The following is a 25,160-nucleotide window of genomic DNA, read 5'->3' on the forward strand; positions in this document are numbered from 1 at the left end:
GATAACCTGGGTGAATGGCCGTTCTCCCGATCCGCATCACCGGCGAACCCGTCCTGCACGAGCGTGCAGCCGAGGTCACCGAGTTCGATGACGACCTCCGTTCCCTCGTCGCCGACATGTTCGAGACCATGGACCTCGCCCCCGGCGTCGGGCTGGCCGGACCCCAGGTCGGCGTCGGCAAGCGCCTGTTCGTGTACTCGTACACCGACGACGACGACGTACTGCACCGCGCCGCAGCCGTGAACCCGGTCCTCTGGATCAGCCCGCCGGTCCCCGAGTCGGTCGACGAGCTCGACGAGGACGACGAGTCCGAGGGCTGCCTGTCCGTGCCGGGCGAACGCTTCCCGCTCCGACGCTCCGGCAGCGCGCTGCTCCGGGCGTTCGACGAGCACGGCGAACCGTTCGAGGTCCGGGCCGACGGCTGGCTCGCGCGCATCTTCCAGCACGAGTACGACCACCTGGACGGCTGGCTCTACGCCGACCGCCTGGTGCACCCCTACGGCAAGCTGGTCGCCAAGGCCATCCGCAAGAACAGCTGGGGCGGCCCCGGCCAGTCGTGGCTGCCGGGTCGCGACCACCCCGAGGGCTGACGGGCCGGTCCGGCCGGCGCGTCGCCAGCCGTGGTCAGCTGACGACCGGGAGGCCCGGCTCAGCCCCGGTACGTCGACAGCGCGTCGCGCAGGTGGTCGGTCTCCGGGTGCCCCGGGCAGTACTGCAGGAGGCCGGCGGCGACGTGCGCTGCGCCGTCGTCGGCCACGGCCGACGTCCACGGGTCAGTGCCCGTCACGGCGCAGGTGCTCGCGAGCTCGACGAGGGTGGCGTCGCCCCGGGTCGCGTCGACGGCGGCCTGCTGCTGCGTCGACGGCACCGAGCCCGTGAGCCGCTTCGCGGTGCACGAGGTCCGCTCGTCCTCCCACACCGCCGAGTACGTCGTGTAGGTCTCGCGGTCGCCGTCGTCGCACACGAAGGCGAACACCACCGGCGAAGCACCCGACCCGAGCCCGGTCTCCGAGCTCGTGGGTTCCTCTGACGAGTCGGTGTCCGGTCCGGCACCGCTGCACCCGACGAGTACGGGCGCGATGACCGCCGCGAGCAGCACGCCGAGGAGCGCGGCGCGGGGCGGACGGGATCGGTGCACCTGTGAACGCTAACAGCATCTGCCCGGCAGGACCCGCACGGTCGCTCCTGCGATGATGGTCGGGCATGCCCCGCCCTGGAGGTCCTCATCCCCCGCCTGCACTCCCGCCCCGTCCGCGTCGCCGCCCTCGTGGTCGTCGCCGTGGCCGCCCTGTTCGTCGCCTTCTGGCACCTCGGCCGCCCGACCATCGTCAACGACGAGTTCGTCTACCTCCGGGCGAGCTGGGCGTACGTGCACGGCAGTTTCTCGCTCAACCTCGAGCACCCGCCGACGGCGAAGTACCTGTACGGCATCGCGCAGCTCGTCGTCGGACAGGGGCCGCTCGGGCCCCGCCTGGTCGCCGCGGCCGCGATGCTCGGCACCGGCGTGGTCCTGTTCGTCTGGTTGCGCCGCGAGGTCGGCTTCTGGACGGGGCTCCTCGCCGCCGGTGCGTGGTGGCTGACGCCGCGCGGGTCCGGTGCGTCGTGGGCCGAGGCGGGTTCGGTGATCGGCGCGCGGATCGACCGCTTCGCGATGCTCGAGCCCCTCATGGTCTTCTTCGCGATCGCGTCGCTCGCCGCCGCCTGGACCTGGATGCGCACCGGCAACCGGTGGTGGATCGCCGCAGCAGGGGCGCTGCTCGCGATGTCCGTCACGTCCAAGGTCTCGACCGCCGTGCTCGTGCTCGCGATCGGCGCGCTGCCCCTGCTGTTCCGCCGCTGGCGCGACCTGGGCGTGGGCGCACTGTACGGCGGCGTCGCGTTCGTGGTGGTCTTCGTGCTCCTGTACCTGCCAGTGGGGCTCTTCACCGCCATCGGGCACATGCTGAAGTTCCAGGCACAGCAGAACGCGCACGGACACCCGACGGCGATCCTCGGCACGATCTACCCCCAGGCACCGTGGTGGGCCAACTTCGCGTTCCTGGCGACGGGCACCGGCTGGTTGCTGCTCACGGTGCTGGTCATCGGCGTCGCCTGCGCTCTGGCGATCCGGCCGGACCGGCTCGTCGCGTTCCTCGGCATCGCGCTCGGTGTCTTCCTCGTGTTCTACGTCATCGTCGCGAAGGTCTCGCTCCCGTACTACTACGACGCCTGGATGCCGCTGATCATCGCCCTGGCCGCCATCGGGTACGGCCGGCTGGCATCGGTGCGGCCACCCGTCGGACGCATCGCGGCGGCCGTCCTCGTCGCCTGCCTGCTCGTGCCGGCGGTGCGGCTCGGGGTCGCGGTGGCACAGTCCCGCCCGAGCGGCATCGCCCTGCTCTCCGACGCCCTGCACGTGCGCGGCAAGGACTCCGAGGGCGTGCTGTTCGCCCGCTTCAGTGCGAACACCTGGCGCATCTACCTGCCCGACCGGGGCACGCAGAAGCCGCAGTACGGACCGTTCGACGCGATCGTGGTCGGCCACGACGACCGTCGGGCCATGCCCCACCAGGTCACGGAGTTCCTGTCCGAGTACGCCGATCAGCTCGACCACTTCCGGCTCGACTACCTCGACGTCTACGTGCCGAAGACCGGCACGATCGACGACAACAACCGCGACGGCACGCTGCACATCGAGCCGAGCACCCCCGCGTCCTGACCGGCGCGCCCGTGCGGCGGGCGGTCGCGCGGCGGGCGGCCGCGCGGCGGGCGGCCGCGCGGCGGGCGGCCGCGCGGCGGGCGGCCGTGGGCACCGCGCCGGAAACGCAAAAGGCCCGGATCCGTGAGGATCCGGGCCAGACGCTCCCCGAGTTGGACTCGAACCAACAACCTGCCGGTTAACAGCCGGCTGCTCTGCCAATTGAGCTATCGAGGATCACTGTTCGCTGGCGAATGTCGTGCGAACAACGGGTAACAGCATAGCAGCACCGCAGCGCCCCTCACCGCATCGGACACGCCGCCCGGGCGCGCCGCGCTGTGGCCCCCGGTGCAGCACTGCTCCTCAGTACCCGGCGACCGGGTCGACGACACCGACGAAGCCCTCGCCGCTGCCGTCGAGGAACGCCGTGGTGTTGAGTCGCACCCGCTCGGCGAGCAGCGGCGCGACCATCTCCGGGGTGTCCGCCTGGTGCGGCGTGATGACCGCGCCGGGCTCGGACCAGAGCGGGTGGCCGTCCGGCAACGGCTCGGGGTCGGTGACGTCGAGCCCTGCGGCGGCGATCGCACCGCTGCGCAGGGCCTCGACCAGGGCGTCGGTGTCGACGAGTCCCCCGCGGGCGATGTTGACGAGCCGGGCGGACGGCTTCATGATCGCGAACTGATGACCGCCGAAGAGCTTCGCGGTGCCCGAGGTCATGGCTGCTGCGATCATCACGACGTCGGCGTCGGGCAGGACCTCGTCGAGCTGGTCGGTGGTGACGGTGCGCGATGCGCCGTCCACCGGGTCGGCAGAGCGACGCACCACGGTGACGTCGACGTCGAACGGGGCGAGCAGGCGGATGTACTCGAGCGCGATCCCGCCGGCGCCGATCACGACGACGTTCCGGCCGTAGAGCGACACACCCTCGGGCTCGGTGGCCCACGAGTGTGCACGGGCACGCTTCTGCAGGACCCGCAGCGTCCCGAGCGTCAGTGCCAGGGCGTGCTCGGCGACGGGCTCCGCGTACGCGCCCTTCGCCGAGGTGAAGAGCACTCGGTCGCCGTGCTCCTGGATGAGGTGCGCGAAGGCGTCGACCCCGGCGAACGGCAGCTGCACCCAGCCGATCCCCGGTGCGGCGTCGAGCGCGTCGGCGAGGCCGGACGGGTCGCGGGGGTCCAGCCAGACGAGCCCGCGGGTGTCCGCGTCGAGCGGCGCGACGGTTCCGCCGGCCTCGGTCACCGCGGTGACGTGCAGGTCGGTCGGCTCCGGCAGCACGGCGACGGGGCCGGACTGCGGTGCGTCGATCGGCAGCGGGGCGCCGGAGGTGGGGACGACGGCGCGGTGGCCTCGGGTGGCGGTGCTCACGGGTTCTCCTGTCGGTCCGTGCGGGGGCCGGTGCCGGCGGCGACCGGTCGGCGTGGCGCCGTCGAGCGGCGCGGGGCGGTGGGTGCCGGGCGACGCTTCACGCCGCGGGCCGCGGTCGCGGCCAGGGTCTTGACGTAGGGGTCGACGGGGTTGTCGAGGACCTCGTCGAAGGTGCCGAGGCCGACCAGCCGGGCATCGGCCATCACGGCGACGCGGTCGGCCAGGGCGCCGGCTTCACGCAGGTCGCTGGACACCACGACGGCGGAGAACTGCCGGTTGCGCTGCAGGGTCGCCAGGGCCTCGAGCACCGACTGGCGCACGAGCACGTCGACGCCGCGGGCGGGTTCGTCGGCGACCAGGAGCTGGGGTTCGAGCACGAGGGCCCGCGCCAGGGCGACACGCTGCCGCTGCCCGCTGGAGAGCTCCCAGGTGTTCAGCCGCATCACGCCGAGCGGCAGGTGCACGGCGTCGACCAGGCGCGCGACGATCAGGCCCGCCTCTTTCCGGTCGAAGCGGCGGTCGCGCTGGTAGATCGGTTCAGCGATGGCCTCGCCGACGGTGAGGTCCGGGCTGAGCCGGTCGGCGCCGTCCTGCGGCAGGTAGCCGATGCGGCCGCTCAGCCGCTCGAGCTTGCGGGACGAACCGCGCAGGCCGCGGGTCTTCTGGCCGAGGACGGTCAGTTCGCCCCCGACGATGTGCCGGCGCAGCGCACCGTCACCCTCGCCGTGCGACCCGAGCTGCCCCGCGATCGCGGCGGCGAAGGTCGACTTGCCCGACCCCGACTCACCGAGCAGTGCGAGGATCTCGCCCTGCCGCACCGTCAGGCTGACCCCGTCGACCGCTCGGATCGACTCGGACCCCCGTCCGCCCCGGTACTCGATCGACACGTCGTCCGCGACGACCGCCGGTCCGTTGACCGCGATCATGGGTCCCCTTCCACGCCGCCCCCTGGCGGCGGTTCGCGACGGACCGCGCTGGCAGGACCGTCGTGCGTACAGCTGTGGAGGCGACCGTCCAGGAGGCCCGGCGTGCGTCGACGACGCTGGACGGGCCTCCTGGACGGGTCGCGCCGGGTCGGGACCAGACGCGGGTCGCATCGGGTCAGGACCCGACGTTCTCCAGTTGCTCCAGCGTACGCCGTCGCTCGGCCTGCTCCGCAGGGTCCGGCACCGGGAGCGACGCCAGCAGGCGTTGCGTGTACGGGTGCTGCGGAGCGCCGAGGACCTGCGCCGTCGTGCCCACCTCGACCAGGTCGCCGCGGTAAAGCACCGCGATCCGGTCGGACAGCGCGCCCACGACCGCCAGGTCGTGGCTGATGAACAGCGACGCGAAGCCCAGGTCCTGCTGGAGCTCGAGGAAGAGCTCGAGCACGCGGGCCTGCACCGACACGTCGAGCGCACTCGTCGGCTCGTCGGCGATGAGCAGCTTCGGCCGGAGCGCGAGCGACCGGGCGAGCGACGCGCGCTGGCGCTGCCCACCGGAGAGCTCGTGCGGGTAGCGGTCCCCGTACGCCTTCGGCAGCTGGACCGCCTCGAGGAGTTCGTCGACGCGCTTACGGGCCGCACGCGGGCTCGACACCTCCTTGTGGACGACCAGCGGCTCGGCGACGCACTCGGCGATCGTGAGCAGCGGGTTGAACGACGTCGCCGGGTCCTGGAACACGAACCCGATGTCCTTGCGCAGGTGCTTGAAGTCGCGCTCCCGGTAGCCGAGCATCTCGGCGCCGAGGACCTTCAGCGAGCCGCCGGTGACCTTCGTCAGCCCGGCCATGGCGCGACCGATCGTGGTCTTGCCGGAGCCGGACTCCCCCACCAAGCCGAGGACCTCGCCGGGACGGATCGCCAGGTCGACGCCCTTCACGGCGCGGAACGCGGGCGAACCGAGGCGGCCGGGGTACTCGATCTCGAGCCCCTTCGCCTCGACCAGCGGGGTGACGTCCTCGGTGATCGCGGCACGGCGGGCGGTGCCCGTCGACGCCTCGAGCCGGGGCACGGCGGCGAGCAGCCGCTTCGTGTAGTCGGCCTGCGGACGCGCGAACAGGTCCGTCGCCGAGGCCTCTTCGACGATCTCGCCCTGGTACATCACGGCGACGCGGTCGGCCAGGTCGGCCACCACACCCATGTTGTGCGTGATGATCACGATCGCCGTGCCGAACTCGTCGCGGCAGCGGCGGAGCAGGTCGAGGATCTCGGCCTGCACCGTGACGTCGAGCGCCGTGGTCGGCTCGTCGGCGATGATCACCGACGGCTCGAGGGCCAGGGCACTCGCGATGACGACACGCTGCTTCTGGCCGCCGGAGAACTGGTGTGGGTAGTGGTCGACGCGGGTCTCGGGGTCGGGGATGCCGACGCGCCCGAGGTAGTCGATGGCCTTCGCCCGCGCCTCCTTCTTGGACATGCCGCCGTGGGCGCGGAGCCCCTCGGCGATCTGCCACCCGACCGTGAAGACCGGGTTGAGGGCGGTCGACGGCTCCTGGAAGACCATCGCACCGGCGGTCCCCCGCAGGCTGCGCAGCTTCTGCGCGCCGACGGTGACGACGTCGGTGCCGTCGAGCAGCACCGCGCCGCCGAGCGTCGCCGTCTCGGGCATGAGCCGGAGCATGGCGCGCGCTGTGACGGACTTGCCGGAGCCGGACTCGCCGACCAGGGCGAGGACCTCGCCGGGGCGGACGTCGAGGCTGACACCCTTCACCGCGTCGACGGCGCCGCCGTCGGTGGCGAAGGTGACGGTGAGGTCGTCGACGACGACCACGGGTGCGTTCTCGGTGTCGGTCGTCATGCGCCCGATCCTTCCGCGGTGGCCGTGTTGCGCGCGTCGCGCGTGGACACCAGCTGCTTGAGCCGTCGGCGCGCACGCAGACGGGGGTCGGAGATGTCGTTGAGGCTCTCGCCGATGAACGTCACACCGAGCACGAGCACCACGATCGCGACACCCGGGTAGACACCGGTCCACCAGACGCCGCTCGCGACGTCGGACAGCGCACGGCTGAGGTCGTAGCCCCACTCCGCACCACTGGTCGGCCCGATGCCGAACCCGAGGAAGCCGAGGCCGGCCAGGGTCAGGATCGCATCGCTGGCGTTGAGCGTCAGGATGAGCGGCAGGGACCGCGTCGAGTTCCGCAGCACGTGGCGGATCATGATGCGCCACGGGTTCGTGCCCATCACGCGCGCCGACTCGACGAACGCGTCGTTCTTCAGGCGCACAGCCTCGGCGCGGACCACCCGGAAGTACTGCGGCACGTAGACGACGGTGATCGAGATCGCCGCCGCGACGATGCCGCCCGAGTAGCTCGAGTTGCCGCCGGAGATCACGATCGACACGACGATCGCGAGCAGCAGCGAGGGGAAGGCGTAGACCGCGTCGGCGACCACGACGAGGACCCGGTCCAGCCAACCGCCCAGGTAGCCGGAGACCAGGCCGAGCAGGACGCCCACGATGATCGACACGACGACCGCGACGATCACGACGAGGACCGCGGTCCGGGCGCCGTAGACGACGCGGCTGAACACGTCGAACCCGCCGACGGTGGTGCCCCAGATGTGCTCGGCACTCGGTGCGCCCGTGCGCGGGAAGCTCTCGCCGTCCGCGCCCTGCAGCTGGCCGAAGCCGTACGGGGCCAGCAGCGGCGCGAAGACCGCGACGAGCAGGTACAGGGCGCAGATGACCACGCCGACGATGAGCATGGCGCGCTGCCAGCCGGTGCTCTTGCGGAGCTGGACCACCACGGGCAGCCGCTTCCAGAGCGGCTCGTGGCGGTCGACGAGGGTGGTGTCGGCCATCGTCAGAACCTCACTCTCGGGTCGATCAGGGCGGCGACGACGTCGACGATGAAGTTGGTCACCGCGACGATCACCGCCAGCATCGCGACGATGCCCTGGACCGCGACGAAGTCACGGGCCGACAGGTACTGGTTGAGCTCGAAGCCCAGGCCGCGCCAGCCGAAGGTGGTCTCGGTCAGGACCGAACCACCCAGCAGCATCGCGATCTGCAGGCCCATGACCGTGATGATCGGCACGAGGGCGGGGCGGAACGCGTGCGTCCGGACGAGCCGCGACTCGCGGACACCGCGGGAGCGGGCCGCGTCGACGTACTCGGAGCCGAGCGACCCGATCATGTTCGCGCGCACCAGGCGCAGGAAGATGCCGGCGGTCAGCAGTCCGAGGGTCAGCGCCGGCAGGACGGCGTGCTGCAGCACGTCGCCGATGACCGCCGCGTTGCCGGTCCGGAGCGCGTCGATGATGTAGATGCCGCTCGCGCCGGGGATGCCGTCGAGGATGAGCTCCACCCTGGTCGACGCGCGGTCGCCGAGCGGCAGCCAGCCGAGCCACACCGAGAAGACGAGCTTGAGCAGCAGGCCGCCGAAGAACACCGGGGTCGCGTACGTCAGGATCGCGAGGGCACGGAGCAGCACGTCGGGCCACTTGTCGCGCGTGTACGCGGCCAGCATGCCGAGCGGGATGCCGAGCACGAGCGCGACGACGAGGGCGTAGAAGACGAGCTCGGCGGTCGCGCCGCCGTACTGCAGGATGATCTCGGTGATCGGCCGGTTGTCGGTCGACGCGTTGCCGAAGTCACCGCGCAGGATGCCGCCGAGGTACTCGAAGTACTGCACGAGCACGGGACGGTCGTACCCGGCGGCGTGCAGGCGTTCCTGCAGCTGCGTCGGGGTGAGTCGGCCGCCGACCGACGCGGTGATCGGGTTCCCGATGACGCGCATCAGGAAGAACACGAGCGTCACCAGGATGAAGACGGTCGGGATGATGAGGAGGAACCTGACGAGGACGTACCGGCCGAGTCCGCCGCCACTGCTCTTGGCACGACGTTGTGCCTGTGGCTTGGTCGGATCGGTGCCGTTCACGTCCTGGGTCGCCTCTGGGGTGCTCAGGGTCACGGGGAGGGTGCCTTTCATGCCGGTGCGCAGGCACGCGGGCGTTCCTCGTGGGAACGCCCGCGGCCTGCGCGAGGGGCGTGGTGCTACTTGCTGAGGGTGGCGTACCGGAACTTGAACGAGGCGTCGAGGGTCAGGCCCTTGACGTCCTTGCCGGCGACGGCGACGGACTTGCCCTGCAGCAGGGGCAGCGTCGAGATCTGCGATGCCTCGCGCTCCTGGGCCTGCTCGATCAGGTCGGCACGCTTGTCCGGGTCGGACTCCGCCTGCTCCTTCGCGATGAGGTCCTGGATGACCGAGTCGTCGTAGTGGTTCTGGACGAAGTTCTCCTTGGTGAAGAACGGCGACAGGTAGTTGTCGGCGTCGGAGAAGTCCGGGAACCAGCCGAGCTGGTACTCCGGGTACGCGTCCTTCGTGCGCTCCTGCGCGTAGGTCGTGTAGACCGTCGACTGGATGTTGACGGTGAACAGGCCCGAGTCCTCGAGCTGCGTCTTCAGCAGCGCGTACTCGTCGTCCGAGGCCGAACCGTAGTGGTCGGGCGCGTACTGGATGTCGAGCTGCACCTTGCCGGAGACACCGGCGTCGGCGAGCGTCTTCTTCGCCTTGTCGACGTCGGGGCCACCGTCGCCGTCGCCGTACATGTCCTTGAACGGCTGGACCGCACCGGTGAGGCCGTCCGGCACCATCGAGTACAGCGGCGTGAAGGTGTCGTTGTAGACCTCCTTCGCCAGGGCGGCGCGGTCGACCACGTCAGCGGCGGCCTGGCGCACGGCGAGGGCCTTCGCCTCGTCGGCGTCGTCCTGACCGGTGCCGAACGGCTGCGTCTTGAAGTTGAAGACCACGTAGCGGATCTCGCCGCCGGGGCCGTCGGTGACCTTGAGGTCGTCGTCCTTGCGCAGGTCCGAGATGTCGGTCGGCGTCAGCGAGCGGTACGCCACGTCGACGTCGCCCTGCTGCACGGCGAGCTTGAGGTCGGTCTCCTTGGTGTAGTAGTTGGCCGTCACCTCGGACGTCTTCGCCTTGCCGAGCAGGCCGTCGTACTTCGGGTTCGTCTTGTACTGGATCAGCTGGTTCTCCTTGTAGGAGCTGATCTGGTACTGCCCGGCGAACGCCTTGCCCTTGACGATGTCGTCCGCGCTGGTGAGCTTCGTCGCGCTGAAGACGTCTTCGTCGACGATCGGGCCGGCGGGGCTCGAGAGCACCTGCGGCCAGGTCTGGTCGGCGTGGTCGAGGTTGAACACCACGGTCGTGTCGTCCGGGGTGTCGATGCTCTTGAGGTTGGCGAGCAGCGACTGCGGGCCGTTCTCGTTGTTGATCTTGAGCTCGCGGTCGAACGAGAACTTCACGTCGCTCGAGGTGAGCTTGTTGCCGTTCGCGAACTCGAGGCCGTCCTTGAGGGTGACCTCGTACGTGGTCGGGCTCGTGAACTCCGCCTTCGTGGCGATGTCCGGCTCGACGTCCGGGCTGCCCACGGGCGTGTTCATCAGGAACGGGAAGACCTGGTTCTGCACGGCGAACGAGCCGTTGTCGTAGGAGCCGGCGGGGTCGAGGGACGTGATCTTGTCCGTCGTCCCGATGCTCAGGCCGTTCAGCTCGGTGTCGCTCACGCTGCTGCTCGCGCAGCCGGTCAGCACCAGCGCCGTCGCTGCTGCTCCGGCGCCGAGCGCGATGCCGCGCCTGCCCCACGTGCCTGTGTGCTTCTTGAACACGGATGCCATGTTCGATGCCTCTCTTGAAGATGGGTGCAAGTGTCCGGACCGGCGGGTGGTACGTCTGTGTGCCCGGCCAGGAACGCTCATTGGTATCACCCTGTCACGGAACAGATCGAACCGGGAGCGATTTGTTTACACCGCTGTAATGCAAGCACCCGTCGCGTGATGCATCATTCGTGCGCATCGACCCGGCGCGCCGCACACGAAAGTTGCGCGCTGCAACCTGGGTGGTCGCGCCCGCCGACCGGTCACGACGCACCGCTCGTCCCACCCCGAGCGGTCACGTCCCGTCGGCCGGACCCCGGCCAGCCGACGCCTTGCGACCACTCGACGCCCGACACCCGGCACGTCGTGCGGCCACACCGTCGGCCTGGAGGCTCGCCCCACGTCGGCCCCGTCCCTCGCCCCCGCCGACCGGTCACGACACACCGCCCGTCCCACCCCGAGCGGTCACGTCCCGTCGGCCGGACCCCGGCCAGCCGACGCCTTGCGACCACTCGACGCCCGACACAGCCGCGCGCCCGGCACCCGGCACTCGGGCGGCGAGAGCGAGGGGCTAGGACGCCTCGGCGTCGGCGCGGAGCCGCATGCGCTGCGCGTCGATGTCCACGAGCTGCCGCTGGATCTCGGCGCGCCGCTCGGCCTGCTCGTGCGGGTCCGCACGCTGCAGTTGTCCGAGCAACGAGGCCTTGCGGGCGAGCAGGTCCCGCTCGACCAGGGCGACGACGATGCTCCGGCAGTACGCGGCGAGGTCCTCGGCGTTGCGGGCGGGGATCGGCGCGAGGGCCAGCTCGTGCGTCAGGGTGCGCAAGGGGGTCGGCACGTCGGCGAGCAACCGGTCGAGCCAGTCCCCCGCCCCGATGACGTCGACGTTGGCGACCACGGCGTCCCGCACGACGGCGAGCATCGGCGCCGAGAACGTGGCCGATGCGGCGAGCCCGAGCAGCGGCGCTCCGACCGAGGTCGGCTGCTGCACCATCGCCATGACGGCGTCGCGCTCCATGCGGCTGATCGGGTCGTTGGGCAGCGAGCGTATCCCGGCGACGGGCTCCTCGACCACACCGGCCCCGTCGGTTGCGTGACCGGCGCGACCGTCGCGCCCCGGGCCTCCTGACCGATCGTCCGTCGACCCCGCACGCCGACGCGCGGTCTCGACCGATCGACGAACCTCGGGCATGTCCATGCCGAGCCAGCCGGCGAGCTCGCGGACGTAGCCCTGGGTGAGCGAGCGGTCGCGGATGCCGGCGAGCACGGGCGCGGCGGCGCGGAGGGCACTGACGCGGCCCTCGACCGTCTCGAGGTCGTGGCCCTCCAACGTGCGGCGGATCATGAACTCGAACATCGGGCGCTTGTTCGTGATCAGGCGGCGGATGGCGTCGTCGCCGCGGGCCAGCCGGAGGTCGCACGGGTCGAGACCACCGGGCGCCACGGCGACGAACGTCTGCGCGGCGAACCGCTGTTCCTCGGCGAAGGCGCGGGATGCGGCACGCTGTCCGGCCTCGTCCGGGTCGAAGGTGAAGACCACCTCGCCGTTGGCGTTCGGGTCGGCGCCGGCCAGGTCGCCGAGCATCGGGCGCAGCACCTTGATGTGGTCGACGCCGAACGAGGTGCCGCACGTGGCGACCGCGGTGGTGATGCCGGCGACGTGGCAGGCCATGACGTCGGTGTAGCCCTCGACGATCACGACCTGCTTCTGCTTCGAGATGTCGCGGCGGGCCAGGTCGAGCCCGTAGAGCACCTGGCTCTTGTGGTAGATCGGGGTCTCGGGCGTGTTGAGGTACTTCGGGCCCTTGTCGTCCTCGAGCAGGCGACGAGCACCGAACCCGATCGTCGCCCCGGTGACGTCGCGGATCGGCCACATCAGGCGCCCACGGAACCGGTCGTAGGGCGAGCGGTCGCCCTGGCTGACGAGCCCGGCCGAGGTGAGTTCCTCGAGCGTGAAGCCCCGACCGCGCAGGTGGTCCTTGAGCATGTCGAACGACTTCGGGGCGAAGCCGACGCCGAAGTGCTGCGCCGCCGAGGGATCGAACCCGCGCTCCCCCAGGAACCGCCGTGCGGGGTCGGCCGCGGCGGTCGTGAGCTGCGCCGTGTAGAACTCGAGCGCGGCTTCGTTGGCGGCGATCAGCCGGGCGCGGGTGTTGTAATCGGTGCGTGGCCCGTCGCCCTCTTCGTAGTGCAGGGTGAAGCCGATCTTCGCGGCCATGCGCTCGACGGCCTCGGCGAAGGTGGTGTGGTCCTGCGCCATGATGAAGCTGAAGACGTCGCCGTCCTCGCCGCACCCGAAGCAGTGGTACCGGCCGACCTGGGGTCGGACGTGGAACGACGGAGAGCGTTCGTCGTGGAAGGGGCAGAGCCCCTTCATCGAGCCGACGCCCGCGTTCTTCAGCGTGACGTAGTCGCCGACGACGTCGGCGATGTTGACACGCGAGCGGACCTCGTCGATGTCGTTCCGCGCGATCCTGCCAGCCACCCTCTGATCCTAGTTCGTGGGACCGACCTCGGCCGACCGCGGCCCCGAGATGTGGACGAACCACCGAGGCCGACGGAGCACCCCGCTCACACCGGGATGTGGACCGCTTCCCGCTCGCCGACGACCAACCGCCGGTGCCAGGCGATCGCCCCTTGGTCCGTCAGGCTCGCGACCTGGTCGACCACGGCGCGGAGTCGGCCGTCGTCGTCGGACGCCGCACGCCAGTCGGCGGCGAAGCCGGGCTCGAGGTCCGACGCACCCGACGCCGCCAGGGCGTCGAGCAGCTCCGTCAGGATCCGACGCTGGTCTTCGTACACGGGCTGCCGGTCGCCCTGCGTCATCACGAACGCCGCCACGATCCCCTTGAGGACCGCGATCTCGCCGATGATCTCCGGCGGCGTCACGACGGACGCCGCGAACCGGACCAGGGACCCGGACGCGTAGGACTCGCGGGTCGCGGCCGTCGCCGTCCGCGCGAAGCGTCCGATCAGCTGCGAGGTGAGGTTCTTCAGGTGTGCCGCGTCGCGCCGGGACCCGTCGTACGAGGTCATCCAGAGCGGCAGGGCCCGGAGGCGGTCGAACGCCTCGAGCAGTTCCTCACGACTCAGGTCGTCGCCCACCCACGCGTGCATCGCGGTGACGATGTCGTTCTCGCCGACGCGGTCGCCGAGCGCCGCGACGTCGATGAACCCGGCGACGACGGCGTCCTCGAAGTCGTGCACCGAGTACGCGATGTCGTCGGACAGGTCCATGACCTGCGCCTCGATGCACCGCTGCCGACGGGGCGCCCCGGCACGGAGCCACTCGAAGGCGTCGTGGTCGTCGTCGTAGAAGCCGAACTTGGTCCGGCCCGATGACGACTCGGAGACGCCCTGCGCCGCGGGCCACGGGTACTTGCAGCTGGCGTCCAACGACGCACGGGTCAGGTTGAGTCCGAACGGACGGTCGACGTCGGCGCCGAGCCGGACGCCGTACACCTTCGGCTCGAGCCGGGTGAGCAGCCGCAGCGTCTGCGCGTTGCCCTCGAACCCGCCGATGCCGGCGGCCCAGGCGTTGACGGCGGTCTCACCGTTGTGGCCGAAGGGCGGGTGGCCGATGTCGTGCGCCAGGCACGCGGTGTCCACCACGTCGGGGTCGAGGCCCAACGAGTCCGCGAGCTCGCGACCGACCTGCGCCACCTCGAGCGAGTGGGTCAGGCGGTTGCGGGCGAAGTCGAGCCCGGTCGTCGGGCTGAGCACCTGGGTCTTGGCGGCGAGGCGACGGAGCGCGCTGGAGTGCAGCAGCCGTGCGCGGTCACGGGCGAAGTCCGATCGGCGGTTGCCGTGCTCTTCGGGGAGCCAGCGCTCGGCGTCGGCCGGGCCGTACGAGGCGGTGGCGCTCATCCGCCGCTGTGGTGCAGCTCGGCGGCGGCGAGGACCTTGCGGAACTCGCTGTCGACGTCGCGGGACTCGAGCCAGCGGTCGGGCAGTGCGGTGCGCTTCGGGTTGCCGGAGCGACCACGGGGGCCTTCGGCGCCCTCGCCCGGGTACGGTGCGTCGCGGTCGAGCTGCCCGAGCAGGTCGTCGATCTCCTGCAGGCTCGACGACAGCGCGAGACCGGACCGCACGTCGCTGCCGATCGGGTACCCCTTGAAGTACCAGGCCACGTGCTTGCGGGCGTCGCGGCAGCCGTGGTCCTCGGACCCGAAGAACTCGACGAGCAGTTCGGCGTGCCGACGGAACCCGTCAGCGACCTCGCCCAGGGTCGGCATGTACCGCAGCCCTTCGCCGCGGAACGCCGCCGCCAGGTCGCCGAACAGCCACGGGCGCCCGAGGCACCCGCGTCCGACGACGACGCCGTCGACGCCGGTCTCGTCGACCATGCGCAGGGCGTCGGCAGCCGACCAGATGTCCCCGTTGCCGAGGATCGGGATGTCGGTGACGGCCTCCTTCAGCGTCGCGATCGCCGACCAGTCGGCGTGACCGGAGTAGTGCTCGTTCGCCGTGCGGGCGTGCAGCGACACCGCGGCGACGCCGGCGTCCCGCGCGATGCGGGCGGCGTCGAGGTAGGTCAGGTGGTCTTCGTCGATGCCCTTGCGCATCTTCACGGTGACCGGCACGTTCCCTGCGGCGCGGACGGTCTTCGTGACGAGTTCGCGGAACAGCTCGAGCTTCCAGGGCAGGGCCGCGCCGCCGCCCTTGCGGGTGACCTTGGGCACCGGGCAGCCGAAGTTCAGGTCGATGTGGTCGGCACGGTCCTCGCCCACCAGGATCGAAGCGGCCTCGGCCACGGTGTTCGGCTCGACGCCGTACAGCTGGATCGACCGCGGGGTCTCGGACTCGTGGTGCTGGATGAGCTGCATCGACACGGGGGTGCGTTCGACCAGTGCGCGCGAGGTGATCATCTCGCAGACGTAGAGACCGGCGCCGTACTCGCGGCAGAGCCGGCGGTACGCCATGTTCGTGATGCCCGCCATGGGCGCGAGCACGACTGGCACGTCGACCTCGATCGGGCCGATGCGCAGAGGCCGTGCTGGGGCTTGTGTGATCGTCATACCTGTCCCATCTTCCCACGTCGGTGCTCGCCGGTAGCGTTCTCCACATGACGATCGACGCCAGCACCCGGTTCGACACCGACGCAGCAGCCCGCGGCCTGACGGTCGAGGTCGTCGAACGCCCCGCCGCGGACTCCCTGCAGCAGGCCGCCGAGCTGCTCGGCATCGACCCCGGCGACATCGTCAAGACGCTCGTCGTGAAGCGCCACGACGGCGGCTTCCTGCTCGCGCTCGTGCCGGGCGGCCGGAGCATCGCGTGGAAGAAGCTCCGCACCGTCGTCGGGGTGAACAAACTCTCGATGCCCGACGCGGCGACCGCGCTCCAGGCGTCGGGCTACGAGCGCGGCACGATCACGCCCATCGGAGCGACCGGCGACCTGCCCGTCTACGCCGACGAACGCATCGTCGGTCGACGGGTCGCCCTCGGCGCGGGCCGGCACGGCGCGAGTGCCTTCGTCGACGCCGACGACCTCGTCGCCGCGTACGGCGCGACGGTCGCCGACATCACCGACGAGGAACCGCAGCGCGCCTGACCGGTCCGGCGACCGACGGATCGCGCCCCCGCACAGCCGTTGCGCCCCGCAGAGTCGGGGCGCAACGACCGCACGGGGGCGCGGGACCAGCAGCGCGCGGCGCGGGACGAGCAGCGCGCGAAGCGCGACCGACGGATCCGTCAGTCCGGCACCTCGGTCCAGTCGCCCTCGGCACCGGCGAACGATCCGGCGTCGATCAGGCACGAATCACCGTCGCAGACCGGCGCACCGCCGGGCGTGACCAGCGTGAGCAGGCCGGGGCGCGCCTCCAGACCGGAGATCGCATCCGGGACCGACGGGGCGGACGGGAGGCCCGCCCCACCCCCGACGGTGACCGTCGCGCCCGTCATCGGGTCGCCGCCACATCGGCGCTCGCGTCGTCCGCAGCGCGTTCGGTCGCCGAGGCGACCTCGTCCGGCGTCGTGCCGCGCAGCGCGACGACCTGCGTCAGCACCTGCTCGAACGCTGCCGGGTCCTGCGCGCCGGAGACGCCGTACTTGCCGTCGATGACGAAGAAGGGGACGCCGTTGATGCCGAAGGCCTGCGCCTGGGCCTGGTCCGCGCGGACGGCTGCGAGCTGCGAGTCGTCACGGAGCGTCGCGAGGACCTCGTCGCGGTCGATGCCGATCTCGGCGCCCAGGTCGGCCAGCGTCGCGTCGTCGCCGACGTGCTCGCCGCGCTCGAAGTAGGCGGTGAACAGGCGCTCGACCATGTCCAGCTGCTTGCCGTGCTGCTTGGCGAGGTGGATGACCTGGTGCGCCTTCACGGTGTTCGTGTGGTGCATGGCCTCGAAGTCGTAGTCCAGCCCGACCGAGGCCGCGATGCCGGTGACCTGGTCGAGCATCTGCTGCGCCTGCTCGACGGGCATGCCCTTGTGGCTCGACAGGAACTCGGCCTCGGTGCCCTCGAAGTCGACGGGGGTGTCCGGGCTGAGCTCGAAGGAGTGGTACTCGACCTCGACCGGGCGGCCGTCCGCCGAGGCGCCGAACGCGGCGACGCCGGCCTCGAACTTGCGCTTGCCGATGTAGCACCAGGGGCAGGCGATGTCCGACCAGACATCGACCTTCACGGAGTCGTTCATGCTGATCCCAACGCGGACGTTGCGCTTGCATTCCCGCAGAACCTGGTTCCGGACACCGCACCGTGGATCTTCGTGGTGCTGTGACCGGAACCTGGTTCCGACGCGCCGCGACGCCGCGACGCCGCGACGCCCGCGAGACCCCTACGCGCCGAGCAGGCGCTGCGCCAGGTAGCCCTTCAGCTGGTCGAGGGCGACCCGTTCCTGCGCCATCGTGTCGCGCTCGCGCACCGTGACGGCCTTGTCCTCGAGCGTGTCGAAGTCGACCGTGATGCAGAACGGCGTACCGATCTCGTCGTGGCGACGGTAGCGACGACCGATCGCACCGGCGTCGTCGAAGTCCACGTTCCAGTTCTTGCGCAGGTCGTCGGCCAGGCCGCGGGCGACCGGCGACAGCTGCTCGTTGCGCGACAGCGGCAGCACCGCGGCCTTGACGGGCGCCAGGCGCGGGTCGAGTCGCAGCACGGTGCGCTTGTCGACGCCGCCCTTCGCGTTCGGTGCTTCGTCCTCGTGGTACGAGTCGAGCAGGAACGCCATGAGCGCACGGGTCAGGCCGAAGGACGGCTCGATGACGTACGGCACGTACTTCTCGTTGGCGGCCTGGTCGAAGAAGCGCAGGTCCTGGCCGGACGACTCGATGTGGTTGTTGAGGTCGAAGTCGGTGCGGTTCGCGACGCCCATGAGCTCGCCCCACTCCGAGCCGGTGAACCCGAAGCGGTACTCGATGTCGGCGGTGGCGTCGGAGTAGTGCGCCCGCTCGCCGTCCGGCACGTCGAAGCGGCGCAGGTTCTCCGGGTCGATGCCGAGCTCGGTGTAGAACGCGATCGAGTCGGCGATCCAATGCTCGTAGTGCTCCCCCGCCTCGGCCGGCGGCACGAAGTACTCGATCTCCATCTGCTCGAACTCGCGGGTGCGGAAGATGAAGTTGCCGGGCGTGATCTCGTTGCGGAACGCCTTGCCGACCTGGCCGATGCCGAACGGGGGCTTCATGCGGCTGGTCGTCACGACCTGCGCGAAGTCGACGAAGATGCCCTGCGCGGTCTCGGGGCGCAGGAAGTTCAGGCCCTCTTCGGACTCGACCGGGCCGAGGTACGTCTTGAGCATCCCGGAGAACTCACGGGGCTCGGTCCACTCGCCGCGGGTGCCGCAGTTCGGGCAGGCGATCTCGGCCATGCGGCCCTCGGGGTCGCGGCCCTTCTTGGCGACGAACGCCTCGATCAGGTGGTCCTCGCGGAAGCGGTGGTGGCAGTGCAGGCACTCCACGAGCGGGTCGGTGAAGGTCGCGACGTGGCCGGAGGCCTCCCACACCTTGCGGGGCAGGATGACGGCGGAGTCGAGGCCGACCATGTCGCCACGGCCGCGGACGAATCGCTGCCACCACTGACGCTTGATGTTCTCCTTGAGCTCCACACCGAGGGGCCCGTAGTCCCACGCGGAGCGGGAGCCTCCGTAGATCTCACCCGACTGGAAGACGAAGCCGCGGCGCTTGGCCAGGGCGATGACGCTGTCGAGACGGGTGGGCTGTGCCAAAGAGTGCTCCAGAGGTCGCCGAGCTGGGTGCTCGGTGCGGAAACGGTCCGGGCAAGACTACCGGCGTTCGTCGGCCGGGAGGCCCGCCCCGCGTCCGCCCGCAGCACTCACCTCGCCGACGTGGTCGCCCCCACCCCGCCCAGTGCGGCCGCCACGTCGCTCACGTCGGACTCGTCGTTCCACAGGTGGAACGCGATCCGGAGTCGCCCGGCACGCCCCGACGCGGTGAGTCCGGCGGTGGTGAGGGCCCGGAGGGCCGACCCGTCGGCGTCCGCGAACGTCACGATCGCCTGCCCGTCGGCCTGACGAGGCGACCCGAGGGCGTCGCACAGCCGATCTGCGAGACCGGTGGCGTGCCTCCAGACCGCCTGCTGGTCGAGCGCGACCGCGTGTTCGAGCGCGGCCACGGCACCGGGCCACGCCTGCCAGGCCGGCGAGACGTCGAAGCGACGGGCGTCGTCGGCCAGGCGCATGTCGGGGCCGTAGCAGGACGACCACACGTCCGCGCCGGCGTACCAGCCGGCCTGGACCGGGCGGAGCCGACCGAGGGCGGTGTCGGAGAGTGTCATGAAGGCGACGCCGCGCGGCGCGCAGAGCCACTTGTAGGCGTGCGTGAGCGTCACGTCGAACAGTGCCGCGTCGACGGGCAGGACGCCGGCTGCCTGCGTGAGGTCGCAGAGGGTGAGGGCACCGACCCGCCGGGCCGCGGCGACGATCGGGTACGGATCCGTGACCGCGCCGGTGGCGGACTGCACCGCGGACCACGCGACGAGGGCGGTGTCGGGCCCGACGGACGCGGCGAGCCGGTCGAGCGGGACGCTCCGGACCCGCACGCCGCGGTGTGCCTGGGCGAGGAACGGGAACACGACCGAGCTGAAGTCACCGTCGGGGACGACCACCTCGGCACCGTCCGGCAACGCATCGGCGACGACCGCAGCCATCACCGAGGTCTGCGAGCCGGTCGCCACGTGGGACACCGGCACCTCGACGAGGGCGGCGAACAGCGCGCGGCCCTCCTCGACCAACGCCCCGTAGTGGGCCGGCGAGGTCTCGGCGCGGGACCACGCGTCGAGGTCGGCCCGCTGGGCGGCGAGCGTGGCCCGGGTCGGCAGACCGGCGGTGCACGCCGCGAGGTAGCCACGGCCGGCGGGGAAGGAGTCCATGCGGACAGCGTCCCGGCTCGTGCCCCATCACACCAGTCCTGTTCTGTTGTGCAGCCGATAACATCGCGTGATGGACGACATCGATCCCCAGCTGCTCCGGATCCTCCGCGCTGTGGCCGACGGCGGGTCGATCACGCGCGCCGCCGCAGCACTCGGGTCGAGCCAACCCGCGGTCAGCCAGTTGCTCGCCCGGGCCGAACGTCGGCTCGGGCACACCCTGGTGCTGCGGTCCGGGCAGGACGGTCGCGGCGGGCGCGGTGCCACCCTGACGGACGCCGGTCGGGTGCTCGCGGACCACGCGTTGCACGTGCAGGCCGCGCTGACCGCCGCGCGCGAGGACCTCGACGCCGTCGGGGGGCTGACCCGCGGCCGCGTGCGCCTCGCCGGGTTCCCGAGCGCGTCCTCGGCTCTCGTGCCCGCCGTGCTCGCCCGGCTGGCGTCGACGGCTCCGGGCGTGACGACCTCGTACGTCGAGGTCGAACCGCCCGAGGCGCTCGACCTGCTGCGGAGCGGGGAGGTCGACGTCGCCCTGACCTTCACCTACGTCGGCGACGAGGTCGGGTCTGCCCCGGACCCCGGGCTCGTCACGCGGGCACTCGGGCGGGATCCGCTCGCCCTGGTGACGCCGGTCGGAGGCTCGGGCGGCGTCCGCACCGGGGACTCCGGTGCCGTGGGCTCCGCCGTCGACCTCGCATCGCACCGCGACGCCCGCTGGATCGGCGGCTGCCCCCGGTGCCGCGGCCACCTGCTCGCCTCGTGTGCGACCGCCGGGTTCACCCCGGACATCGTGCTCGAGACCGACAACGCGGCAGCGGTGGTGGGGCTCGTCGCCGCCGGACTCGGCGTGGCCCTGCTCCCCCGACTGGCGCTCGCGACGACGGTCATCCCCGCCGAGGTCCGGGTCGACCCCGTGGACGACGACCTGGCCCGCCGGGTCGAGGTCGTCATCGCCCGAGGGGCCGAGCGTGTCCCGAGCGTCCGTGCCGCCCTGGACGCGGTGCGGTCGGCGGCACACCTGCTCGACGGGCCGCTGCCCGGCTGACGGGTGCGTCAGGCGGTCGGGGCGTCGACCGCACCGCCGTAGCGCCGGTCGCGGCGTGCGTACTCCTCGATCGCGCCCCACAGGTCGGTGCGCCGGAAGTCCGGCCACAGGCGGTCCAGGAACACCATCTCGGCGTACGCCGACTGCCACAGCAGGAAGTTGCTCGTGCGCTGCTCCCCCGAACTGCGCAGGAACAGGTCGACGTCGGGCATCTCGGGCACGTAGAGCCGCTTCGCCAGGGCCTTCTCGGTGACCTGGCTCGGCTTGAGGCGTCCGGCGGCGACCTCTTCGGCCATCCCCCGCACGGCGTCGACGATCTCGTTCCGGCCGCCGTAGTTGACGCACATCGTCAAGGTCAGCACGTCGTTGCGCGCGGTCATCTGCTCGGCACGGTCGAGCTCGTCGATGACGCTCCGCCACAGCCGAGGACGGCGTCCGGCCCACCGCACCTTGACGCCCCACTCGTTCAGTTGGTCGCGCCGACGACGGATCACGTCGCGGTTGAAGCCCATCAGGAACCGGACCTCTTCCGGCGAACGCTTCCAGTTCTCGGTGGAGAACGCGTACGCCGAGATGTGCTTGACGCCGATCTGGATCCCACCGGCGACGACGTCGAGCAGCGAGGCCTCGCCCGCCTTGTGCCCCTCGATCCGGGTGAGCCCGCGGCCGTTGGCCCACCGGCCGTTGCCGTCCATCACGATCGCGACGTGGTCCGGCACGAACCGGGCCGGGATCGCCGGAGGCGTCTCACCGGTCCAGTCGATCGGGCGGAACGGCTCGGCGTCGTCGGGGCGGCGGGGGCTCATGCGGTGGGGGTTCCTTCCACGGTGCGGGTTCCTTCCGCGGCGGGATCGGGCTCGGGGACGGCGGGTGCGGGGGTCGAGGCCACCGCGCGTGCTGTCGCCTCGGGTCCGTCGTGGGTCAGCGGCACGGGCAGCGGGTGCTCCGAGCGGTCGACGTGCGGCAGGGACCGGAGCGATCGTTCCAGGTGCCACTGGGCGTAGGCCGCGACCACGCCGGAGGCCCGCGACCGCGTCCGTTCGTCGGTGGCGTCGACGCTCGCCCAGTCGCCGGCGAGCAGCGAACCGAGCACGCCGAGGGTCGCCGGGTCGAGCCGCGGTGTGCCGGGAGGCGCAGCCCGGTCGGCGACGACCCCGCCGAGCTGCACGACGAACGCGGAGTGCGGCCCGGGCTCCCCCGTGACCGCACAGTCGCTGAACGAGGGCGCCCAGCCCGCGATGCTCATCGCACGGAGCAGGTAGGAGTCGAGCGTGGCGCTGGAGTGGTGCTCACCGCGCGACAGCGACCGCAGCGCGCCGACGAGCAACAGGTACTGCTGCAGCCCGGCGTCGGCCTCACTCAGGCGGTCGGCGGTCTCGACCATCGCGCTGGCTGCCGTGTAGGCACCGTAATCGGCGACGATCTGCGCCCCGTAGGCCCCGAGCGACTCGGCCTGGGTGACGATGTCGAGCGACCGGCCCTCGTAGAACTGGGCGTCGACGACCATGAACGGTTCGAGCCGGCTGCCGAACTTCGACGCGGTCCGCCGCACGCCCTTGGCCACCGCACGGATCTTGCCGTGCTGCCGGCTGAGCATGGTGACGATGCGGTCGGCTTCCCCGAGCTTGTGGGTGCGCAACACGACGCACTCGTCCCGGTACAGCGGCATGCCTCCAGTATCCCCCGCCCCGCCGACACCGCGTGCGGCGCGCAGCGCGCAGCCGCGCGCGCCGCGCGCAGCGGCCAGTGCGTGTACCGAGCGGAATCGGGCGTACCTGGTCGAAAGAAACGATCAGGTACGCCCGATTCGACTTGCCATCGCGCGTGACGGGGGAAAGACCGGGCACAGACGGGAGGCTCCCCACCGGGCACGGCCGGTCCGCCGCTGGCGCGTCGGCCCGGAACCGGCCGGGTGGGCCCAGGTGCAGGACGGACCTGCACCGCGCCTCCCGGTCTGGCCGCGTCTCAGGCGGAGACGAGCTCCGGCGAGTCGGCGCCGGCTGCAGCACCGGCGCGCACCGCGCGGTTCACCGCGGACACGATCGCCTTGAGCGAGGCCGTCGAGATGTCGGCGTCGATGCCGACGCCCCACAGGCGCACGCCGTCGACGTCGAGCTCGACGTACGACGCCGCCTTGGCGTCACCGGAGGCGCTCATCGTGTGCTCCGAGTAGTCGTACAGCGTGACCTGGACGCCCTGCTCGGCGAGGACCTTGAGGAACGCGTCGATCGGACCGGTGCCCACTGCGTCGGCGGTGACGGAGCCCTCGTCGACGCGGAGTGCGACCGACAGCGAGGTCGTGCCGTCGAAGTCGCTCGAGGTCGCCGTCTTGGTGAGCTCGTACCGGCCCCACTTGTCGTCGTCGGTCGAGGCGGGCAGGTACTCGTCCTGGAACACGTCCCAGATGCGCTGCGACGAGAACTCACCGCCCTCGGTGTCGGTGTGCCGCTGGACGACTCCGGAGAACTCGATCTGCAGCTTGCGGGGCAGGTCGAGGGCGTGGTCGGTCTTGAGCAGGTACGCGACGCCGCCCTTACCGGACTGCGAGTTGACGCGGATGACGGCCTCGTACGACCGGCCGATGTCCTTCGGGTCGACGGGCAGGTACGGCACCGCCCACTCGATCTCGTCGATGTCCTTGCCCGCGGCGGCGGCCTTGGCCTTCATCGCCTCGAAGCCCTTGTTGATGGCGTCCTGGTGCGAACCGCTGAACGCCGTGTAGACGAGGTCGCCCGCCCACGGCTGACGCTCCGGCACCGGCAGCTGGTTGCAGTACTCGACGGTGCGCTTCACCTGGTCGATGTCCGCGAACGAGATCTCCGGGTCGATGCCCTGCGTGAACAGGTTCATGCCCAGCGCGACGAGGTCGACATTGCCGGTGCGCTCACCGTTGCCGAACAGGCAGCCTTCGATGCGGTCCGCGCCGGCCATGTAGCCCAGCTCGGCGGCGGCGACGGCGGTGCCGCGGTCGTTGTGCGGGTGCAGCGACAGGATGACGTCCTGGCGGTGCGCGAGGTTGCGCGACATCCACTCGATCGAGTCGGCGTAGACGTTCGGCGTCGCCATCTCGACGGTGGCCGGCAGGTTGATGATGACCTTGCGGTCGGGGGTGGGCTCGAAGACCTCGAGCACGGCGTTGCAGATCTGCAGCGCGACCTCGAGCTCGGTGCCCGTGTAGGACTCCGGCGAGTACTCGTAGTAGACCGTCGTGTCGTGCTGCAGCGTCGCCTCGGCCGCCTTGCACAGCTTCGCGCCGGCCACCGCGATGTCGACGACACCCTGGACGTCGGTGCGGAAGACGACCTCGCGCTGCACGATCGACGTCGAGTTGTACAGGTGGACGATGGCCTGCTTCGCGCCGTCGATCGCCTCGTACGTGCGCTGGATGAGGTGCTCGCGCGCCTGGGTCAGCACCTGGATGGTGACGTCGTCGGGGATCGCGCCCTCGTCGATCAGGCTGCGGACGAAGTCGAAGTCGGTCTGCGAGGCGCTCGGGAACCCGACCTCGATCTCCTTGTAGCCCATGCCGACGAGCAGGTCGAACATGGCGCGCTTGCGCTCGGCGTCCATCGGGTCGATGAGGGCCTGGTTGCCGTCGCGCAGGTCGACCGCACACCAGCGCGGGGTTCGCTCGATGCGTTTCGTCGGCCAGGTGCGGTCGGGCAGTTCGACCGAGATCTGTTCGTGGAAGGGGACGTACTTGTGGATCGGCATCCCGGAGGGCTGCTGCGTGTTCTGCATCGTTCGTCGCTTTCGTCGCGTGTTCGTGTGCTCTGGTGAGTGCGGCCACGACGGACTCCGCGACGAGGTGGGCCGGTGTGTCAGGCCTCGTCGCGGCAGCGAAGGAGGAGGAGTGCCGAGTACATCGAGTCCACGGTAGCACCGGCGGGCTGCTGTGTGACAAGCGCGTGACGCGGGGGCGGCCAGGCACGGTCCGAGCCGGACACCGGACGGGGGCGATCGGTCACGACATGCCGCGGGTCGGCCGCCGAGCGGTCACGTTCTGTCACCTGAGCCGCGTCCAGGCGACAGTTCGTGACCATTCAACGGACGTGAGCGGCGTGGCACTGCGGTGCGGCACACGTCCACGCGACCACGCGACGGACGGGAGGCACGGTGCCAGCTGGCACCGGGCCTCCCGTCCGCCGCGTGGTGCGACCAAAGCGCGG

21 protein-coding genes and 1 tRNA gene are annotated in these 25,160 nt (G+C 71.2%); 4 read left to right on the top strand and 18 right to left on the bottom strand.

Annotated elements, in window-relative coordinates; translation table 11 throughout:
- The first annotated feature begins 14 nt into the window (after positions 1 to 14).
- Positions 15 to 590, top strand: coding sequence for a peptide deformylase (def, locus tag EDF31_RS11410; RefSeq protein ID WP_131846209.1), 576 nt, complete (start codon positions 15 to 17; stop codon positions 588 to 590).
- Positions 591 to 649: 59 nt separating this feature from the next.
- Here the strand turns inward: def and EDF31_RS11415 are convergent, their stop codons facing one another.
- Positions 650 to 1,138, bottom strand: a complete 489-nt coding sequence (locus tag EDF31_RS11415; protein ID WP_131846210.1) for a hypothetical protein — start codon at positions 1,136 to 1,138, stop codon at positions 650 to 652.
- A gap of 141 nt (positions 1,139 to 1,279) precedes the next feature.
- Between EDF31_RS11415 and EDF31_RS11420 the strand changes: the two genes are divergently transcribed.
- Positions 1,280 to 2,698: a hypothetical protein gene (locus EDF31_RS11420; protein ID WP_131846211.1), complete on the top strand. Its 1,419-nt coding sequence runs from the start codon at positions 1,280 to 1,282 to the stop codon at positions 2,696 to 2,698.
- Between the two features lie 143 nt (positions 2,699 to 2,841).
- Here the strand turns inward: EDF31_RS11420 and EDF31_RS11425 are convergent.
- From EDF31_RS11425 to dusB, 10 genes are all read right to left on the bottom strand, one after another.
- Positions 2,842 to 2,914, bottom strand: a tRNA-Asn gene (locus EDF31_RS11425).
- Positions 2,915 to 3,040: 126 nt separating this feature from the next.
- Complete coding sequence (locus EDF31_RS11430) at positions 3,041 to 4,042, bottom strand: D-isomer specific 2-hydroxyacid dehydrogenase family protein (protein WP_243649989.1); 1,002 nt, start codon at positions 4,040 to 4,042, stop codon at positions 3,041 to 3,043.
- Complete coding sequence (locus EDF31_RS11435; RefSeq protein ID WP_123292572.1) at positions 4,039 to 4,968, bottom strand: ATP-binding cassette domain-containing protein; 930 nt, start codon at positions 4,966 to 4,968, stop codon at positions 4,039 to 4,041. Before EDF31_RS11435 ends, EDF31_RS11430 begins: the two co-directional genes overlap by 4 nt.
- A 175-nt stretch (positions 4,969 to 5,143) precedes the next feature.
- A complete protein-coding gene (locus EDF31_RS11440; protein ID WP_123292571.1) occupies positions 5,144 to 6,820 on the bottom strand; it encodes an ABC transporter ATP-binding protein in 1,677 nt (558 codons plus the stop codon).
- A complete protein-coding gene (locus EDF31_RS11445; RefSeq protein ID WP_131846212.1) occupies positions 6,817 to 7,821 on the bottom strand; it encodes an ABC transporter permease in 1,005 nt (334 codons plus the stop codon). The genes EDF31_RS11440 and EDF31_RS11445 overlap by 4 nt, the downstream gene beginning before the upstream one ends.
- 2 nt (positions 7,822 to 7,823) lie before the next feature.
- The gene (locus EDF31_RS11450; protein WP_123292841.1) at positions 7,824 to 8,900 is read right to left on the bottom strand and encodes an ABC transporter permease; all 1,077 of its coding nucleotides are present in this window, start codon (positions 8,898 to 8,900) and stop codon (positions 7,824 to 7,826) included.
- 116 nt (positions 8,901 to 9,016) lie between these two features.
- A complete protein-coding gene (locus tag EDF31_RS11455; RefSeq protein ID WP_131846213.1) occupies positions 9,017 to 10,648 on the bottom strand; it encodes an ABC transporter substrate-binding protein in 1,632 nt (543 codons plus the stop codon).
- A 550-nt stretch (positions 10,649 to 11,198) separates the two neighbouring features.
- A complete protein-coding gene (gene dnaG / locus EDF31_RS11460; RefSeq protein WP_131846214.1) occupies positions 11,199 to 13,112 on the bottom strand; it encodes a DNA primase in 1,914 nt (637 codons plus the stop codon).
- A gap of 86 nt (positions 13,113 to 13,198) precedes the next feature.
- The gene (locus EDF31_RS11465) at positions 13,199 to 14,494 is read right to left on the bottom strand and encodes a deoxyguanosinetriphosphate triphosphohydrolase (RefSeq protein ID WP_131846215.1); all 1,296 of its coding nucleotides are present in this window, start codon (positions 14,492 to 14,494) and stop codon (positions 13,199 to 13,201) included.
- A complete protein-coding gene (dusB, locus tag EDF31_RS11470) occupies positions 14,491 to 15,645 on the bottom strand; it encodes a tRNA dihydrouridine synthase DusB (protein ID WP_123340413.1) in 1,155 nt (384 codons plus the stop codon). The genes EDF31_RS11465 and dusB overlap by 4 nt, the downstream gene beginning before the upstream one ends.
- A gap of 47 nt (positions 15,646 to 15,692) precedes the next feature.
- On the opposite strand from dusB, the gene EDF31_RS11475 reads away from it, so the two are divergent.
- Entirely contained in the window at positions 15,693 to 16,178 is a 486-nt protein-coding gene (locus EDF31_RS11475) for a YbaK/EbsC family protein (RefSeq protein ID WP_123292565.1), read from the top strand.
- A gap of 140 nt (positions 16,179 to 16,318) precedes the next feature.
- Here the strand turns inward: EDF31_RS11475 and EDF31_RS11480 are convergent, their stop codons facing one another.
- From EDF31_RS11480 to EDF31_RS11495, 4 genes are all read right to left on the bottom strand, one after another.
- Entirely contained in the window at positions 16,319 to 16,528 is a 210-nt protein-coding gene (locus EDF31_RS11480; RefSeq protein ID WP_123340411.1) for a hypothetical protein, read from the bottom strand.
- Positions 16,525 to 17,259: a DsbA family oxidoreductase gene (locus EDF31_RS11485; RefSeq protein ID WP_131846216.1), complete on the bottom strand. Its 735-nt coding sequence runs from the start codon at positions 17,257 to 17,259 to the stop codon at positions 16,525 to 16,527. Before EDF31_RS11485 ends, EDF31_RS11480 begins: the two co-directional genes overlap by 4 nt.
- 141 nt (positions 17,260 to 17,400) lie before the next feature.
- A complete protein-coding gene (locus tag EDF31_RS11490) occupies positions 17,401 to 18,786 on the bottom strand; it encodes a glycine--tRNA ligase (protein WP_131846217.1) in 1,386 nt (461 codons plus the stop codon).
- Positions 18,787 to 18,893: 107 nt separating this feature from the next.
- Positions 18,894 to 19,949 (bottom strand): aminotransferase class V-fold PLP-dependent enzyme, encoded by a 1,056-nt coding sequence (locus tag EDF31_RS11495; protein WP_131846218.1) that lies wholly within the window; start codon positions 19,947 to 19,949, stop codon positions 18,894 to 18,896.
- Between the two features lie 70 nt (positions 19,950 to 20,019).
- Between EDF31_RS11495 and EDF31_RS11500 the strand changes: the two genes are divergently transcribed.
- Positions 20,020 to 20,991: a LysR family transcriptional regulator gene (locus EDF31_RS11500; protein WP_131846219.1), complete on the top strand. Its 972-nt coding sequence runs from the start codon at positions 20,020 to 20,022 to the stop codon at positions 20,989 to 20,991.
- Between the two features lie 8 nt (positions 20,992 to 20,999).
- Here EDF31_RS11500 and EDF31_RS11505 read toward each other — a convergent pair whose 3' ends face one another.
- From EDF31_RS11505 to leuA, 3 genes are all read right to left on the bottom strand, one after another.
- Positions 21,000 to 21,797: an isoprenyl transferase gene (locus tag EDF31_RS11505; protein ID WP_131846220.1), complete on the bottom strand. Its 798-nt coding sequence runs from the start codon at positions 21,795 to 21,797 to the stop codon at positions 21,000 to 21,002.
- A complete protein-coding gene (recO, locus tag EDF31_RS11510) occupies positions 21,794 to 22,660 on the bottom strand; it encodes a DNA repair protein RecO (RefSeq protein WP_131846221.1) in 867 nt (288 codons plus the stop codon). The genes EDF31_RS11505 and recO overlap by 4 nt, the downstream gene beginning before the upstream one ends.
- A gap of 296 nt (positions 22,661 to 22,956) precedes the next feature.
- Positions 22,957 to 24,732, bottom strand: a complete 1,776-nt coding sequence (gene leuA, locus EDF31_RS11515) for a 2-isopropylmalate synthase (RefSeq protein ID WP_131846222.1) — start codon at positions 24,730 to 24,732, stop codon at positions 22,957 to 22,959.
- Positions 24,733 to 25,160: the final 428 nt, after the last annotated feature.

The organism is Curtobacterium sp. PhB142 (assembly GCF_004341255.1).
Lineage (GTDB): Bacteria > Actinomycetota > Actinomycetes > Actinomycetales > Microbacteriaceae > Curtobacterium.

Excerpts from the sequence above, each read along its gene's own strand:
- def (WP_131846209.1), top strand. The coding sequence starts at position 15 with ATGGCCGTTCTCCCGATCCGCATCACCGGCGAACCCGTCCTGCACGAG.
- EDF31_RS11435 (WP_123292572.1), bottom strand. The coding sequence starts at position 4,968 with ATGATCGCGGTCAACGGACCGGCGGTCGTCGCGGACGACGTGTCGATC.
- EDF31_RS11440 (WP_123292571.1), bottom strand. The coding sequence starts at position 6,820 with ATGACGACCGACACCGAGAACGCACCCGTGGTCGTCGTCGACGACCTC.
- EDF31_RS11445 (WP_131846212.1), bottom strand. The coding sequence starts at position 7,821 with ATGGCCGACACCACCCTCGTCGACCGCCACGAGCCGCTCTGGAAGCGG.
- EDF31_RS11455 (WP_131846213.1), bottom strand. The coding sequence starts at position 10,648 with ATGGCATCCGTGTTCAAGAAGCACACAGGCACGTGGGGCAGGCGCGGC.
- EDF31_RS11465 (WP_131846215.1), bottom strand. The coding sequence starts at position 14,494 with ATGAGCGCCACCGCCTCGTACGGCCCGGCCGACGCCGAGCGCTGGCTC.
- dusB (WP_123340413.1), bottom strand. The coding sequence starts at position 15,645 with ATGACGATCACACAAGCCCCAGCACGGCCTCTGCGCATCGGCCCGATC.
- EDF31_RS11475 (WP_123292565.1), top strand. The coding sequence starts at position 15,693 with ATGACGATCGACGCCAGCACCCGGTTCGACACCGACGCAGCAGCCCGC.
- EDF31_RS11480 (WP_123340411.1), bottom strand. The coding sequence starts at position 16,528 with ATGACGGGCGCGACGGTCACCGTCGGGGGTGGGGCGGGCCTCCCGTCC.
- EDF31_RS11485 (WP_131846216.1), bottom strand. The coding sequence starts at position 17,259 with ATGAACGACTCCGTGAAGGTCGATGTCTGGTCGGACATCGCCTGCCCC.
- EDF31_RS11495 (WP_131846218.1), bottom strand. The coding sequence starts at position 19,949 with ATGGACTCCTTCCCCGCCGGCCGTGGCTACCTCGCGGCGTGCACCGCC.
- EDF31_RS11500 (WP_131846219.1), top strand. The coding sequence starts at position 20,020 with ATGGACGACATCGATCCCCAGCTGCTCCGGATCCTCCGCGCTGTGGCC.
- EDF31_RS11505 (WP_131846220.1), bottom strand. The coding sequence starts at position 21,797 with ATGAGCCCCCGCCGCCCCGACGACGCCGAGCCGTTCCGCCCGATCGAC.
- recO (WP_131846221.1), bottom strand. The coding sequence starts at position 22,660 with ATGCCGCTGTACCGGGACGAGTGCGTCGTGTTGCGCACCCACAAGCTC.
- leuA (WP_131846222.1), bottom strand. The coding sequence starts at position 24,732 with ATGCAGAACACGCAGCAGCCCTCCGGGATGCCGATCCACAAGTACGTC.